11 protein-coding genes are annotated in these 15057 nt (G+C 60.9%); all 11 read left to right on the plus strand.

Features of this window, described 5'->3' with window-relative positions:
• The first annotated feature begins 66 nt into the window (after nt 1–66).
• The 11 genes from MT962_RS06625 (at nt 67) to MT962_RS06675 (ending at nt 15030) form a co-directional block, all read left to right on the plus strand.
• On the plus strand, nt 67–834 hold the full coding sequence (locus MT962_RS06625) for an OBAP family protein (protein WP_247365217.1): 768 nt from the start codon (nt 67–69) through the stop codon (nt 832–834).
• Between the two features lie 204 nt (nt 835–1038).
• A complete protein-coding gene (locus MT962_RS06630) occupies nt 1039–2142 on the plus strand; it encodes a cobalamin-independent methionine synthase II family protein (RefSeq protein ID WP_024560325.1) in 1104 nt (367 codons plus the stop codon).
• Nucleotides 2143–2572: 430 nt separating this feature from the next.
• A complete protein-coding gene (locus tag MT962_RS06635) occupies nt 2573–3001 on the plus strand; it encodes a DUF6130 family protein (protein ID WP_229701832.1) in 429 nt (142 codons plus the stop codon).
• Nucleotides 3002–3019: 18 nt separating this feature from the next.
• Nucleotides 3020–4015, plus strand: coding sequence for an alpha/beta hydrolase (locus MT962_RS06640; RefSeq protein WP_247365218.1), 996 nt, complete (start codon nt 3020–3022; stop codon nt 4013–4015).
• 77 nt (nt 4016–4092) lie between these two features.
• Nucleotides 4093–4833, plus strand: a complete 741-nt coding sequence (locus tag MT962_RS06645) for a response regulator (protein WP_024560323.1) — start codon at nt 4093–4095, stop codon at nt 4831–4833.
• The gene (locus MT962_RS06650; RefSeq protein ID WP_247365219.1) at nt 4830–6140 is read left to right on the plus strand and encodes an ATP-binding protein; all 1311 of its coding nucleotides are present in this window, start codon (nt 4830–4832) and stop codon (nt 6138–6140) included. Before MT962_RS06645 ends, MT962_RS06650 begins: the two co-directional genes overlap by 4 nt.
• A gap of 138 nt (nt 6141–6278) precedes the next feature.
• Complete coding sequence (locus MT962_RS06655; protein ID WP_024558362.1) at nt 6279–7034, plus strand: alpha/beta hydrolase; 756 nt, start codon at nt 6279–6281, stop codon at nt 7032–7034.
• Nucleotides 7035–7044: 10 nt separating this feature from the next.
• Nucleotides 7045–8235: a cytochrome c biogenesis protein/redoxin gene (locus MT962_RS06660; RefSeq protein ID WP_247365220.1), complete on the plus strand. Its 1191-nt coding sequence runs from the start codon at nt 7045–7047 to the stop codon at nt 8233–8235.
• Nucleotides 8236–8796: 561 nt separating this feature from the next.
• Entirely contained in the window at nt 8797–10614 is a 1818-nt protein-coding gene (atzF, locus tag MT962_RS06665; RefSeq protein WP_247365221.1) for an allophanate hydrolase, read from the plus strand.
• Between the two features lie 9 nt (nt 10615–10623).
• A complete protein-coding gene (uca, locus tag MT962_RS06670) occupies nt 10624–14247 on the plus strand; it encodes an urea carboxylase (RefSeq protein WP_247365223.1) in 3624 nt (1207 codons plus the stop codon).
• 69 nt (nt 14248–14316) lie between these two features.
• Nucleotides 14317–15030 carry a GntR family transcriptional regulator gene (locus tag MT962_RS06675; protein WP_024558365.1) on the plus strand — a complete coding sequence of 238 codons (714 nt, stop codon included), beginning with the start codon at nt 14317–14319 and terminating at the stop codon, nt 15028–15030.
• Nucleotides 15031–15057 lie beyond the last annotated feature (27 nt).

The raw sequence follows: 15057 nt of genomic DNA on the forward strand, positions 1-15057 counted from the left end.
TGGGTCTGCCCATACCGGAGGCCGTTTACGTTCAGCAGCCCCTTACTTATACAGACAGTGATAACGATGAAAACTTATTTACCTCTGTACGGTGCGTTAACTTTATTTGCCGTTTCCTTTTCCGGGTTCGCAGAAAAAACCTCACCGCCGGGTGAAAATAAAAGCACCACCACCCATGTACTGGAAAGCGGGGCAGCGCTGCTGCAAAGTAAATCGCCGCTAAGCGATTTCGATATTTATCTGGTGGGTTTTCATCCCATGAAAGATAACCCTGAAAATCAAATGGAAGCGCATCATTATTGCCATCAGGTGAATCAGGATTTCGCCCAGTGCGTTTTATTTGACGGCAATACCAAAGACGCCAATATGACCGGCGTGGAATATATTATCTCGGAAAAACTTTTCGCGACCTTGCCGCAGGAAGAGCGCCAGTACTGGCACCCGCATAATGGCGAAATTCTCAGCGGGCAGCTTATCGCGCCAGGCATCCCAAAAATGGCCGAGCACCGCTTGATGAAAGATAAAATGAACAGCTACGGCAAAACCTGGCACGTCTGGCATACCGGCGCATCTGGCGAACAGGGTACGGCGCTGCCGCTGGGTCCGCCGATGCTTGCCTGGTCTTTTAGCCGCGACGGTGAAGCGAAGCCGGAACTGGTCAGCGAGCGCGACAAAAAGCTCAACGTTAATACTCAGGAGATCCGCAAATCTCGTGAAGACTTACGGGAACTCGCGAAACCGCAGAGCGGTGTCGACGCCCTGAACGGCCAGTACAAGCGCCCGACGCAGCCCATACCCGGCGTAACCGACAGCGATGCCAAAACTAACCCTTAATTTCTCTCGTTATGTGCCTTCTTTTTCCCCACTTCGGTGGGGATTTTTTTTAGATGAATTTTTTTCAACACCCATGAAATTTCCTCGTTTGCTCATGAGCGCCGCTCATGCCATTCTCTGGACATATAGCCATCCAGACGGCCAAAAGTTCAAACAGTCAACTATCACCCTGCGTTACTAATCAAGCAGGGTTGGGAGAAAAAAATGCAACGTCAACACGCCCCGTTTCGCGCCGATGTAGTCGGCAGTTTTCTGCGCCCGGACGCCATCAAACAGGCGCGCCAGCAGTTCGCCGCCGGCCAGATTGACGCCGCTGCGCTGCGTAAAGTTGAAGATGAGGCTATCCGTGAAAGCGTGGCCCAGCAGTGCGCCTGCGGCCTGCACGTGGTGACCGACGGCGAGTTCCGCCGCGCCTGGTGGCACATGGATTTCTTCGCAGCACTTCAGGGCGTGGAGCTTTATGAGGTGGAGCAGGGCATTCAGTTCAATGGCATTCAGACCAAAGCGCAAAGCGTGCGCGTGGTGGGCAAGGTCGGTTTTGGCAACCACCCGATGCTGGAAGATTTCCGTTATCTGAAGAGCGTAAGCGGCAATGCTGAACCGAAAATGACCATCCCGAGCCCGAGCGTGCTGCATTTCCGCGGCGGCGCGAAAGCCATCGACCGCACCGTTTACCCGGATCTCAACGACTATTTCGACGACCTCGCCACCACCTGGCGCGACGCCATCCGCGCGTTCTATGACGCGGGCTGCCGCTACCTGCAACTGGACGACACCGTCTGGGCGTACCTTTGCTCTGATGAGCAGCGCGCCAAAGTTCGCGAACGCGGCGAAGACCCGGACGAGCTGATGAAGATTTACGCCCGCGTGCTCAATAAGGCGCTGGAGGGCAAACCGGAAGATTTAACCATCGGCCTGCACGTTTGTCGCGGCAACTTCCGTTCAAGCTGGATCTCCGAAGGCGGCTACGAGCCGGTGGCGGAAGTGCTGTTCGGCACAGTGAACATTGATGCTTTCTTCCTTGAGTACGATAACGACCGTTCCGGCGATTTCGCGCCGCTGCGCTTTATCCGTCCGGGCAAGCAGCAGGTGGTGCTGGGACTTATTACCACCAAAAACGGCGAGCTGGAGAACCCGGAACTGGTGAAGGCGCGTCTGAAAGAAGCGGCGCAGTATGTGGACATCAACCAGCTGTGCCTGAGCCCGCAGTGCGGCTTTGCCTCCACCGAAGAGGGCAACAGCCTGAGCGTTGAGCAGCAGTGGGATAAAGTACGCCTGGTGACCGGCATCGCGAGCGAAGTCTGGTAAGCGGTTTGTTCTCCCGCGGGAGGATGAGATAAGGCGTTTTGCAGGGCGGATAGCGTGAGCTATTCGCCTTTTTTGTTTATGGCGGTTGGCGCTGACTGGCCTGGACTGTTGTACAGAGCGAGTATCGCAGGAGAAAATCGCGCAGCGTCGCCTGCCGGGGTTTTCTTCTTTTTCCCGTTGGGAAAAGGAGAATAAGGGAATCAGGCGGCCCGGGGCGCAGAATACGCTGGCGCGTACGCCCACCGTTATTTGTCAGAGGCCCGCCTCTTTTTGTATCGCACTGTATCAACCTGCCAATCTCTTACACCCCGTTGCATAACGCGCTGTTTTGCAAATATCCCCTGTACATCGCCATGGTCTCCTGTAGGCATCACTTAACGATGAGGAGATCGCGTAAATGTTAACCCGAGTGTTGATTTCATCTTTCCTGATGGGCGCTTCGGCGACCTGCGCATGGGCAGAACGGCTGGACGGACTCAGCGCTGCGGATGTGCTGGGGCCTGCCGCCGTGGCGCCGCTGGAGCATCCCCAGCCGCCAGCCAGATTGATCGTCGATGCGCCGCTGGCGGGGCCGCTGCGCAAAGGCGCGGTGTTCATCCAGTACCGCGCCGAGAACTTGCGCATCGAACCGGTGTTTGGACCGGATGCGCTAAAGGTCACGCCGCGTATCGGCCATATTCATGTGATCGTCGATGACAATCCATGGCACTGGGCGGACGCCAGCGGCGAACCGGTAATTCTGGTCGGGCTACCCGCAGGGAAGCACAAGGTGACCATTATCCTCGCCGATCCCACTCACAAACCGCTCGACAGCAAGACTATTGCCTTCACCGTACCAGCCCAGGGCGCACATCACTAACGCGCTAAGGAGAACGCCATGAAAACCCTCTTCCGCTCATCATTACTGGCCGCACTGGCCTTAACCGCGGTGAATTCCGCCGTCGCCGCCACAGAATCCGCCGCCAGCTACGCCGCCGAATTCAGCCATATTCATCAGATAAAAGCCGGAGTGCTCAACGTCGGGTATGTTGATATCGGGCCGCGCGATGGGCAGGCGGTGATCCTGCTGCACGGCTGGCCTTATGACATTCAAAGCTACGTAAGCGTTGCGCCGGAGCTTGCGGCCAAAGGCTATCGTGTCATCGTGCCCTATCTGCGCGGCTACGGCAGCACGCGCTTTTTGTCTGATCAAACGCCGCGTAACGGTCAACCCTCGGCGATGGCGTCAGATGTGGTGGCGCTGATGGATGCGCTTAATATTAAGCAGGCGGTGTTTGGCGGCTTTGACTGGGGCGCGCGCACCGCCGATATCGTGGCGGCGTTATGGCCGGAACGGGTAAAAGCGCTGGTGTCGGTCAGTGGCTATCTGATAAGCAGCCAGGAAGCAGGCCGCAAGCCGCTGCCGCCGCAGGCCGAACTGCAATGGTGGTATCAATTTTATTTTGCTACCGAGCGAGGCCGTCAGGGGTATGCCAACAATACCCATGATTTCGCCCGGCTTATCTGGCAGCAGGCCTCGCCCGGCTGGAAATTCAGCGACGCGATGTTTAACCAGAGCGCTAAAGCGCTGGATAACCCGGACCAGACTGCCATCACCATTAGCAACTACCGCTGGCGGCTTGGCCTGGAAAAAGGCGAGCAAAAGTATGATGCTTATGAGAAAAAGTTAGCCGCATTGCCGGTTATTAGCGTGCCGACTATCACCATTGAGGGGGATAACAACGGCGCGCCGCATCCGGCGCCGCAAGCGTATCGCGCGAAATTCAGCGGCAAATATGAGCATCGCACCTTCACCGGCAATATCGGACACAACCCGCCGGCAGAAGCGCCGCAGGAATTCGTCAAAGCCGTGGTGGATGCCGCCTCGCTGTAGCAGGCGAAGCGCCACCCGTTCCGGACCGGCCATGGCGCGCCGGTCTTTTTTGTGCAGGTCGCAGAGGGGAGGTTGTTTTGGAACATATTGATCACATCCTTGTGGTGGATGATGACCGGGATATTCGGGAACTGGTGACGGATTATCTGATTAAATCTGGCTACCGCGCTACCGGCGCCGCCAACGGTCGCGAAATGCGTGCGATCCTCTCCTCAGCCCACGTCGATTTGGTGGTGCTGGATATCATGATGCCGGGCGATGATGGCCTGACGCTGTGTCGCCAGCTGCGCAACGACACCCAGCGCAACCTGCCGGTGCTCATGCTCACCGCTCGCAGCGAAGAGACTGACCGCATCCTCGGGCTGGAAATGGGTGCCGACGACTACCTCATTAAGCCCTTCGTCGCGCGCGAGCTGCTGGCGCGAATTAAGGCGATTTTGCGTCGTACCCGCGCATTGCCGCCAAACCTGCAAATCACCGAAGCCGGACGTCTAATCGCGTTTGGCGACTGGCAGCTCGATACTTCGGCGCGTCACCTGATTGACAAAGAAGGGGTGATTGTTGCGCTGAGCGGCGCGGAATACCGTCTGTTGCGCGTATTTCTCGACCATCCGCAGCGCGTGCTTAATCGCGATCAACTGCTGAACCTGACCCAGGGCCGTGACGCCGAACTGTTTGAGCGTTCCATCGACCTGCTGGTGAGTCGCCTGCGTCAGCGGTTGCGCGAAGATGCGCGTGAACCTGTTTATATCAAAACGGTGCGCAGCGAAGGCTACGTGCTGGCCGCGCCCGTCATCATCAAAGAGGCGAACGCATGACCCTCTGGCCGCGATCGCTACTGTCGCGCCTGCTGATCATCGTTCTTGGCGGCATGTTGCTCGCGAATGCCGCCACACTCGCCAGCCTGATGATCGAGCGCATGAGCAGCGCCAGAACCGTGATGCTCGGTAATCTTGAATATGACGTAGCGACCAGCGTGGCGATCCTCGATCGTCTTCCCGCCGCAGAACGGCCGGCGTGGCTTGCGAAACTTGAGCGCGGCAACTATCGCTACGAACTGTCACAGGGGGAGCCGGGGCCTTATCCCACCAGCTGGCGTGCGCGCGACGCGGTGCGTTCACTGCAGGAGACGCTCGGCGGAAAGTATCAGATGAGCATTCATGCGATCCCCGATCCGCGCGAACATATCCAGGTGCATTTAACGCTGCACGATGGCGCACCGCTGACACTCGATCTCTGGCCGCGCATGCCAGCCATTGCGCGCTGGCTGCCGCTGGTGCTGGCGGCGCAGCTTTTGCTGCTGCTGGGCTGCGCATGGCTGGCGGTGCGTCAGGTGGTACGGCCGTTTATGCGCTTTACCCGGGCGGTCGATGCGCTTAAGCCCGCTGCCGCCAGCGCGCAGATCATGCCTGAAACGGGACCGGCGGAGGTGCAGCAGGCGGCGCGCGCGTTTAATGCGATGCAGACGCGCATTCAGGATCATCTCCGGGAGCGCGCGCAGATCCTGGCGGCAATCTCCCACGACCTGCAAACCCCGATCACCCGCATGAAGCTGCGCGTTGAAATGACGGATCAACCGGAGTTGCGCGATAAGCTGCTGGGGGATCTTGATAACATGAGCCGGTTGGTTCGCGAGGGGATCGCCTATGCGCGATCGGCGCAGGTGCCGCAGGAGGAGCGCCAGAGCGTAAGCCTTAACGCCTTCCTTGACAGCGTGGCTTGCGATTATCAGGACGTTGGAAAAGCGGTGACGTTTGTTCCCTGCAACGGCCGCGATATTTTCGCCGTACGGCCGCAGGCGCTGCGCCGCATCATGACGAACTTGCTCGATAACGCGCTTAAGTTTGGTGATAAGGCGGAAATTCAGCTTGATTTTCCGCAGGCCGACTGCGTGGCGATTAGCGTGCGGGATAACGGGCCGGGCATTGCGGAAAATGAACTGCAGGCGGTGCTGGAACCGTTCTATCGCGTGGAAAGCTCCCGTAATCGCCACACCGGCGGCACAGGGTTGGGGCTTGCGATAGCCGCACAGCTGGTAAGCCAGATGGCCGGCTCGCTGCGGCTAACCAATCGCCCCGAAGGCGGGCTCGAGGCGCTCATCATTTTGCGGCAAAACGATTTGTAGCCTTTTGTATCTCCGACGCCGTGACATATACAACCTGACAAAACGGGCGCAACCGGAAACAGCCTGAACACATGCGGTGGGTTAAATGGGCGGACTGCCAGCAAGCGCAGTCGTTAATCCACCGTTATGAGGTTCACTATGAAAGCATTTGCCAGACTCTTCTCCGCCAGCCTGTTGGCGCTCTGCGCCGCACAGGCCGTTCACGCGCAGTCTCCCCACTCTGTGGTGCTGGTGCACGGCGCTTTCGCCGATGGCAGCAGCTGGGAACGCGTCATCGCGAAGCTGCAAGCCAAAAACGATGAGGTTATCGCCGTCCAGCTGCCGCTTACGTCGTTACGTGACGATGTCGCCGCTACGCAGCGCGCCATTGCCCGGGCGCACGGCGATGTGGTGCTGGTCGGCCACTCCTGGGGCGGGACGGTCATCACCGAGGCCGGCGATAACGCGAAAGTGAAAGCCCTGGTCTACGTCGCCGCGTTCGCCCCTGACAAAGGTCAGTCTACTGGCGAACTGGCCAGCAGCTATCCGGCGCCGCCGGGCAGCGCGGCGCTGGCTACGACGTCCGACGGTTTTCTTTACCTTCCTGCACCGGCGCTGGCGCGGGATTTCGCGCCCGATCTCCCTTCAGCGCAGCAGCGCCTGCTGCCAGTAACGCAGGGGCCGATTCGCGCCGCCGCCTTTAGCGATAAGGTGACGCACGCCGCCTGGGCGCAAAAGCCGAGCTGGTATCTGGTGAGTACGCAGGATCGAATGATTAACCCGGACCTCGAACGGGCAATGGCGAAAAAAATCCATGCGCAAACTCGTGAGGTGGCGGCCAGCCATGTGTCGATGCTGAGCCAGCCCGATAGCGTGGCGAATATCATTCTCGCTGCTGTCGGCCAGGCAAAATAAGGAGGCCTTTATGACACTGACAATTGCATTCCTGGCGGGGATGTTGACGCTGCTCAGCCCCTGCACGTTACCAGTGATTCCGTTTGTTTTCGCCAGCGCACGTGGGAGCAAGGCGCAACTGCTGGCGTTGCTGGGCGGCATGGTGCTGATGTTTACCGTCGTCGCGCTGCTGGTGTCCGTAGCCAGCCACTGGGTAGTCCGCATCACTGCGGTGGGGCGCTGGGTCGCGCTGGCGTTTCTTGCCGTTACTGCGTTGACGCTGTTGTCGCCGCGCATAGCGCAACTCGCCGCCCGGCCGTTCATTGCGCTTGGCAACCAGATAAATGACGCCAGCCAGCGCCGTGGCGGCTTACCGGCTGCGCTGCTCGCGGGGATAGCCACGGGCATGCTGTGGTCGCCCTGCGCCGGACCGGTGCTGGGAGCGATTCTGAGCCTGGCGGCGACAGGAGAAAAACCGCTTGCAGTGGGCGTGTTGCTGGCGGCGTACGGCAGCGGCGCGGCGCTGATGCTGGCTTTGCTCTCTTTCGCCGGCCGTGGGCTGACCGCCCGTCTGCGCCCTGGTCTGGCCTTCACCGCCCGTTTGCGGCAGGTCGCGGGCGTGCTGATGCTGGCCTCGGTGGCGTTGATAGCCAGCGGTTCGCAAAACCTGCTGCAAAATGGACCGGTGTTTGTGCAGCGCCTGGAACAGCGCCTGAGCCAGTGGGCGCCTGAGCCGACGACAAAGGTTCGCCTCGAACCGGTGGTGATGCCGCAAACCTCCAGCGCCTTACCCTCGCTCGATGGCGGCACCGCCTGGCTGAACGGCGCGCCGTTGAACCGCGATGCGCTCAAAGGCAAAGTGGTGCTGGTGGATTTCTGGACTTACGACTGCATTAATTGCCAGCACACCTTGCCGCACGTAAGAGAGTGGGCCAATAAGTATAAGGCTGAGGGGTTGGTGGTGGTCGGCGTGCATACGCCAGAATATCCGTGGGAGCGTGACGTCAATGCCGTGAAGCGCGCCATCGCACAGTGGCAATTGCCCTACGCGGTGGTGGCGGACAACCACTACAACATCTGGAACCGCTTCGGCAACCAGTACTGGCCTGCGCATTATCTTTTTGATGCGCACGGGCAGCTACGCTATACCGCGTTTGGCGAAGGGAATTATGCGGAACAGGAAAGGGTGATTCAGCAATTGTTGAAAGAAGGGCGGGCATGAGGAGACCAGGCGGCCCGCATGTCAGGTTGACGTAGGGCGGATAAACCCTCCGCCAGCATCTTCGCCAGGCTGGGGAGAGTGGCAGGGCGGTAAAGGGTTTCGTTCATCCGGGCATTGGCGACCTGCGCCTCCTTCTTTCCCGTAAACCTGCTAAGAGGGCTCGCCGCAGCCCTTTTAGCCATCCCGGCTCGCAAAAGCGCCCCTTGCCGGACAAATCTTTCGTTCTGTCATCTGGCTACAGGTCGGTGGGATTGCCGTTACCTGGCCCGTTCATGGGACGCTCTCTTTACTATTTCCGCCAGCCCTGAACCTATAAGAAATGATTATTCCCAGCCTGCTCCTCCATCTTATTTAATTATGCGGCATGGCCTTGCACATTTATGAAGCACCTTTGCACTATTGCCGCACCCGATTCCTTTTTATTCATGCTTTGTAATAAAAATAAATAAATCTACGCTTCCATCATTTTTAAATATCTGTTTGAAAAATATAATTTTATTAATTATGGCATTGTAATTGCTAAAGCTATCTCATCTTGTATACCAGATGGGATGCCAGCAGATGACAATCGCGCAACCGCTTTTTTCGCCATTAACCCTTACTGAATGGCGCAGGGAATTTCTTAACGACCCGAAACGTATTACGGAAATCTACGCCGCGTTTAATACAACCGAAGAAAATAACGATCCGGCGTGGATCTTCAAAGCCACCCAGCCGCTTATCGTAAGCCAGATTGAGCGCCTGTTAACGGCGCTGGCGTCGGGTGAAAAAACGCTGGAGGATTTCCCGCTCTTCGGCGTGCCCTTCGCGGTGAAAGATAATATCGATGTGGCGCAGATGCCCACCAGCGCGGCTTGTCCCGCCTTTACCCGGTTGGCGGAGCAGGACGCGACCGTCGTGGCGAAGCTCAAGGCCGCAGGCGCCATCGCCATTGGCAAAACCAACCTCGATCAGTTCGCAACCGGGCTGGTGGGCACCCGTTCGCCTTATGGCGCGGTGCCGAATACGTTTAATGCGGACTACGTCAGCGGCGGCTCCAGTTCCGGCTCCGCCTCGGTCGTCGCCCGCGGCCTTGCGGCGTTCGCGCTGGGCACCGATACCGCCGGTTCCGGGCGCGTTCCGGCGGGCTTTAACAATATTGTCGGGCTGAAGCCCACCAAAGGCTGGCTCTCCACCCACGGCGTGGTGCCCGCCTGCCGCCTGAACGACTGCGTTTCGGTCTTTGCGCTGACCGTTGAAGATGCTTATACCGTGGCGCGCATTGCGGGCGGTTACGACGAGCAGGATGCCTATTCCCGTGCCAACCCGCACACTGCGCCCGCCCGTTTCGCCGCGACGCCCCGTCTCGCCATCCCGGATACGCTGGAGTTCTACGGCGACAGCCAGAGTCAGACGGCGTTTGAGAAAAGCGTGGCGCGTCTGCAGGCGCTTGGCGCACAGCTGGTGCCAATTGATTTCACGCCGTTTCGCGAACTGGCGGAGCAGCTTTACGCCGGCGCATGGGTCGCGGAGCGCACCGTGGCGGTAGGCGCTATCCTGCAAAGTCAGCCGGAGGCGATGGACCCGACGGTGCGCGGCATTGTGGAAAGCGGGTTGCGCTTTAGCGCCTGCGACGCCTGGCGGGCCGAGTACGCCCGTGCGGCGCTTTCACGCCTTATCCAGTCGCAACTTGCTGATTTCGATGCGCTGGTGGTGCCGACATCGCCAACCATTCATACGCTCGAAGAGATGAAAGAGGAGCCTGTGCGCTACAACTCGCACTTTGGCTACTACACCAACTTCACCAACCTTGCCGACCTCTGCGCGCTGGCGCTGCCGGGCGATTTCCGCGACGACGGCCTGCCGGCGGGCATCACGCTGATTGCCCCTGCCTGGCGTGATGCAGCGCTGGCCCATTTTGGCGTGCTCTGGCAGCAGGCCGTGATGCTGCCGCTCGGCGCGACGAACAAAGCGCTGCCTGCGCCGCAGCCCGCCTTGCGCAGCGACGCGCATGTCCGCCTGGCGGTGGTCGGCGCGCACCTGCGCGGCATGCCGCTTAATTTCCAGCTCACCACCCGCGACGCGGTCTTTATTGAAGAGACCACCACCGACGCCAGCTACCGGCTCTATGCGCTTGCCAATACCACGCCGCCGAAGCCTGGCCTTGCGCGCATGTCCGGGGGAGCGCCGATTGCGGTGGAGCTGTGGGACATCCCGCTCGCCCGTTTTGGGGAATTTGTGGCGGAGATCCCCGCGCCGCTCGGCATCGGCACGCTCACGCTTGCCGACGGGCGCCTGGTGAAAGGGTTTATTTGCGAGCCGCAGGCGCTGACTGACGCCGCGGATATCACCCCCTGGGGCGGCTGGAAAGCCTGGCTCGCCCGTCACCAGAGCGCCTGAGGAGAGCCTATGTTTACCACCGTCTTAATCGCCAACCGGGGCGAAATCGCCTGTCGCGCCATTCGCACCCTGAAGAAAATGGGTATTAAAAGCGTCGCGGTCTATTCCGATGCGGACCGCAACGCGCAGCACGTTACCGATGCCGATATCGCCATCGCGCTGGGCGGCGAGAAGGCGAGCGAAAGCTATCTCGACGTCGATAAAATCCTCAGCGCCGCGAAAGCGAGCGGGGCGCAGGCGATTTTCCCCGGCTACGGTTTTCTCTCTGAACGGGCGGAGTTCGCCGCCGCCTGCGAGGCGGCCGGGCTGGTCTTTATCGGCCCCACCCCGCAACAGATTGCCGACTTTGGCTTGAAGCACAGCGCCCGCGCGCTTGCCAGCAAAGCCGGGGTGCCGATGACGCCCGGCACGGGGCTTTTACAGACGCTGGAAGAAGCCTGCCTTGCGGCGGCGGAGATAGGTTATCCGGTGATGCTGAAGACCACCGCCGGTGGCGGCGGCATCGGCCTGACCCGCTGCGCCGACGACGTTGCGCTGCGGGAAGCGTGGGAAAGCGTGAAGCGCCAGGGGCAACAGTTTTTCAGCGATGACGGCGTCTTCCTGGAGCGCTTCGTCGATCGCGCCCGTCATCTTGAGGTGCAGATTTTAGGCGACGGCAAAGGACGCGTGGCGGCGCTCGGCGAGCGCGACTGTTCGCTGCAGCGCCGCAACCAGAAAGTGGTGGAGGAGACCCCGGCGCCCAACCTGCCGCAGGCGACGCGCGACGCGCTGCACGCGGCGGCGGTCGCCCTTGGCGAATCGGTCAACTACCGCAGCGCAGGCACCGTGGAGTTTATTTACGACGCCCGCAGCGATGAGTTCTGGTTCCTTGAGGTCAATACCCGTTTACAGGTAGAGCACCCGGTGACCGAATGCGTTACCGGACTGGATCTTATCGAGTGCATGGTTAACGTCGCGGCGGGCGAACCGCTGGCGTGGGCGGCGCTCGACCGCGCGCCGCAGGGGGCGGCCATTGAAGTGCGCCTGTATGCAGAAGATCCGCTGAAAAACTTTCAGCCAAGCCCAGGCGTTCTGACTGATGTCTCTTTCCCGTCCGATGTGCGGGTGGACGGCTGGGTATCAACCGGTTCGGAGGTGAGCGCCTTTTACGATCCGATGATCGCCAAAATCATCGTGCACGGCGAAGACCGTCAGCAGGCGCTTGAAAAACTCAACGCCGCGCTTAACGCCACCCGCCTGCACGGCATCGCCACCAACCTCGATTACCTGCGCCAGATTGTGACGCTGCCGGAGTTCAACGCGGGCGTTATGTGGACGCGGCTGCTTGATGAGGTGAGCTATGAGGCTCACGCCATCGAAGTGCTGGAGCCGGGCACCTGGAGCAGCGTGCAGGATTATCCGGGCCGTACCGGTTACTGGGACATCGGCGTGCCGCCTTCAGGGCCGATGGACGATTTCGCCTTTCGACTGGCCAACCGCATTGTCGGCAACCATCCGGACGCCGCCGGGCTGGAATTTACCCTGCAGGGGCCGACGCTGCGTTTTCACAGCGACGCCACCATCGCGCTGACGGGCGCCGATTGCCCGGCGACGCTGGATGACGAACCGGTGGAGTACTGGCAGCCGGTGGTGGTGAAAGCGGGGCAGACGCTGACGCTCGGTCGCGCCCGCGCGGGCTGTCGCACCTATCTTGCGGTGCGCAACGGCATTGACGTGCCGGTATACCTCGGCAGCCGTTCCACCTTCGCCCTTGGGCAGTTCGGCGGCCACGCCGGACGCACGCTGAAGGTGGCGGACATTCTGGCTATCTCGCGCCCGGAACTCGCCGCCTGCACCACGCCGCCGCCCATCGCGCTGCCGCAAAAGCCGGAGCCGGCGCTGCTGCCACACTATGGCGAGGTGTGGGATATCGGCGTGCTTTACGGGCCGCACGGCGCGCCGGATTTCTTCACCCCGGCATCGATGAACGCCTTTTTCGACGCCGAATGGCAGGTGCACTACAACTCTAACCGCCTTGGCGTGCGGCTGGTGGGGCCGAAACCGGAGTGGACCCGGGCGGATGGCGGCGAAGCGGGGCTGCACCCCTCAAACGTGCATGACTGCGAATACGCCATCGGGGCGATTAACTTCACCGGCGATTTCCCGGTGATCCTCACCCGTGACGGCCCAAGCCTCGGCGGCTTCGTCTGCCCGGTGACTATCGCGAAAGCGGAGCTGTGGAAGGTGGGGCAGGTAAAGCCTGGCGACCGCATTCGCTTTCATCCCGTCAGCTTTGAGCACGCCCAGTCGCTGGAGATAGCGCAGCAGGTGGCGGTAACCAACCTCTGCGCCGTGGGCGCGCTGCCGGATGGCCGTGTTTCCACTGCCCCCAGCGCCACCTCGAGCGCGGCGATTTTAGCCGAAGTGCCCGCGCAGAACGGGCTCCCTGCCGCGGTGTGGCGACAGGCGGGCGATAACTACATCCTGATCGAGTATGGCGACAACGTGATGGATCTGGCGCTGCGCCTGCGGGTGCATCTGCTGATGCAGGCGATCCGCGCAAGCGGCGTGGCGGGCGTCGAGGAGCTTTCACCGGGCGTGCGTTCTTTACAGGTGCGCTACGACAGCCAGCGCATTTCGCAAACGCAGCTGATGACGCTGCTGCTTGGCCTTGAGAAACAGCTCGGCGACGTCAGCGAGCTGAAAATTCCGTCGCGCATCGTCCATCTGCCGATGGCCTTTGAAGACAGCGCGACCCTTGCCGCCGTGGAGCGTTATCAGCAAACGGTGAGAAGCGAAGCGCCGTGGCTGCCGAACAACGCCGATTTCATCTGCCGCGCCAACGGGCTTTCCAGCCGTGATGAGGTGCAGCGGATCATTTTCGACGCGAGCTATCTTGTTCTGGGGCTTGGCGACGTTTATCTCGGCGCGCCCTGCGCGGTGCCGGTTGACCCGCGCCACCGCCTGCTCAGTTCGAAATATAACCCGGCGCGCACCTGGACTGCCGAAGGCACCGTGGGCATTGGCGGCATGTATATGTGCATTTACGGCATGGACTCCCCCGGCGGCTATCAGTTGGTGGGGCGCACGCTGCCTATCTGGAACAAGTTCCTGAAAAACGCCCAGTTTGGCGAGGCGCCGTGGCTGCTGACGTTTTTCGACCAGGTGCGCTTCTACCCGGTGAGCGAGGCGGAGCTGACGGCGCTGCGCGACGCTTTCCGCGAAGGCCGCGCGCAGATCCGCATTGAAGAGAGCGAGTTCGATTTCGCCGCTTACCGCCGTTTCCTTGATGAAAACGCTGACGACATCGCCGCGTTCCGCGAACGCCAGCAGGCGGCCTTCAGCGCCGAAGTGGCGCACTGGCAGGCGCAGGAGAGCGCGGCGGTAGAGCGGGCGCTGCAGGCCGAGGAAGTGATCGAAGAGGATCAGACCGGTCATCTGGTGAGCGCCGATCTCAACGGCAACATCTGGAAGATCCTCGTCGAGCCGGGCCAGAGCGTGCGTCAGGGCGAGCCGCTGGTGGTCGTGGAGGCGATGAAAATGGAGCTGATGGTCCATGCGCCTTGCGACGGCACCGTCTCGCGCATCAGTTGCCAGCAGGGGCGGCCCGTGGGTCCCGGCGACGCGCTGCTGTGGCTCGATATCGCAAGCTGATAGTGAACCCTGAGCCCGAACAGGCCGCGGGCGGGCAACGCGCCGCCCGCGCAAACAGAGAGAACGCACATGCAGCCAACCTGGCAAACGTCAGAACAACCCGGTCAACGCCGCGCGGAGGGACAGGGCGAGCGTATCTACCGACTGCTGAAACAGGAGATTTTCGAGTTCCTGCTGCTGCCGGGCGATCGCTTCAGCGAAAACGACCTCGCGGCGCGGATGGGCGCGAGCCGCACGCCGGTGCGTCAGGCGCTGCACCGGCTCGAACAGGAAGGCTATCTCGACGTGCAGCCGCGCAGCGGCTGGCAGGTGCGGCCCATTGATTTCGACCATCTTGAGGCGCTCTACGACCTGCGCGTGGTGCTGGAAATGGAGGCGGTCGGGCGGCTTTGCGCGCTGCCCGCCGACGTGCGTCCGCTGCCGCTGCAGATGCTCAGGCACATCTGGATAGAGAGCCCGCCGCTCGCCGACTGGGCGACCGTCGCGAGTTTTGACGAGCAGTTTCATATGACGCTGCTGGATGCGGCGGGCAACCCGGAGATGGCGCGGGTTCATCGCGACGTGACCGAGAAAATTCGCATCGTGCGCCGCATGGATTTCACCCAGGCGTCGCGCATCAGCGCCACTTACGCCGAGCACGGCCAGATCCTGCTCGCCATTCTCGAACGCAATCTGAAGGAGGCCCGCGCCCGGCTGCACGACCATATCGCCCAAAGCCAGAAAGAGGTTCGCAAAATTACGCTCCACGCGCTGCACCAGGCGCGGCGGGAGACGCGAGATTAACCGTACACACAGCACACACTATGGGAG

The sequence above is a fragment of the Franconibacter sp. IITDAS19 genome, from assembly GCF_023079515.1.
GTDB classification, from domain to species: Bacteria; Pseudomonadota; Gammaproteobacteria; order Enterobacterales; family Enterobacteriaceae; genus Franconibacter; species Franconibacter pulveris.

Bases quoted from the DNA above. Each gene is read 5' to 3' on its own strand.
- atzF (WP_247365221.1), top strand. From the start codon at position 8,797: ATGACAATCGCGCAACCGCTTTTTTCGCCATTAACCCTTACTGAATGG.
- MT962_RS06640 (WP_247365218.1), top strand. From the start codon at position 3,020: ATGAAAACCCTCTTCCGCTCATCATTACTGGCCGCACTGGCCTTAACC.
- MT962_RS06660 (WP_247365220.1), top strand. From the start codon at position 7,045: ATGACACTGACAATTGCATTCCTGGCGGGGATGTTGACGCTGCTCAGC.
- MT962_RS06630 (WP_024560325.1), top strand. From the start codon at position 1,039: ATGCAACGTCAACACGCCCCGTTTCGCGCCGATGTAGTCGGCAGTTTT.
- MT962_RS06675 (WP_024558365.1), top strand. From the start codon at position 14,317: ATGCAGCCAACCTGGCAAACGTCAGAACAACCCGGTCAACGCCGCGCG.
- MT962_RS06655 (WP_024558362.1), top strand. From the start codon at position 6,279: ATGAAAGCATTTGCCAGACTCTTCTCCGCCAGCCTGTTGGCGCTCTGC.
- MT962_RS06625 (WP_247365217.1), top strand. From the start codon at position 67: ATGAAAACTTATTTACCTCTGTACGGTGCGTTAACTTTATTTGCCGTT.
- MT962_RS06635 (WP_229701832.1), top strand. From the start codon at position 2,573: ATGGGCGCTTCGGCGACCTGCGCATGGGCAGAACGGCTGGACGGACTC.
- MT962_RS06650 (WP_247365219.1), top strand. From the start codon at position 4,830: ATGACCCTCTGGCCGCGATCGCTACTGTCGCGCCTGCTGATCATCGTT.
- uca (WP_247365223.1), top strand. From the start codon at position 10,624: ATGTTTACCACCGTCTTAATCGCCAACCGGGGCGAAATCGCCTGTCGC.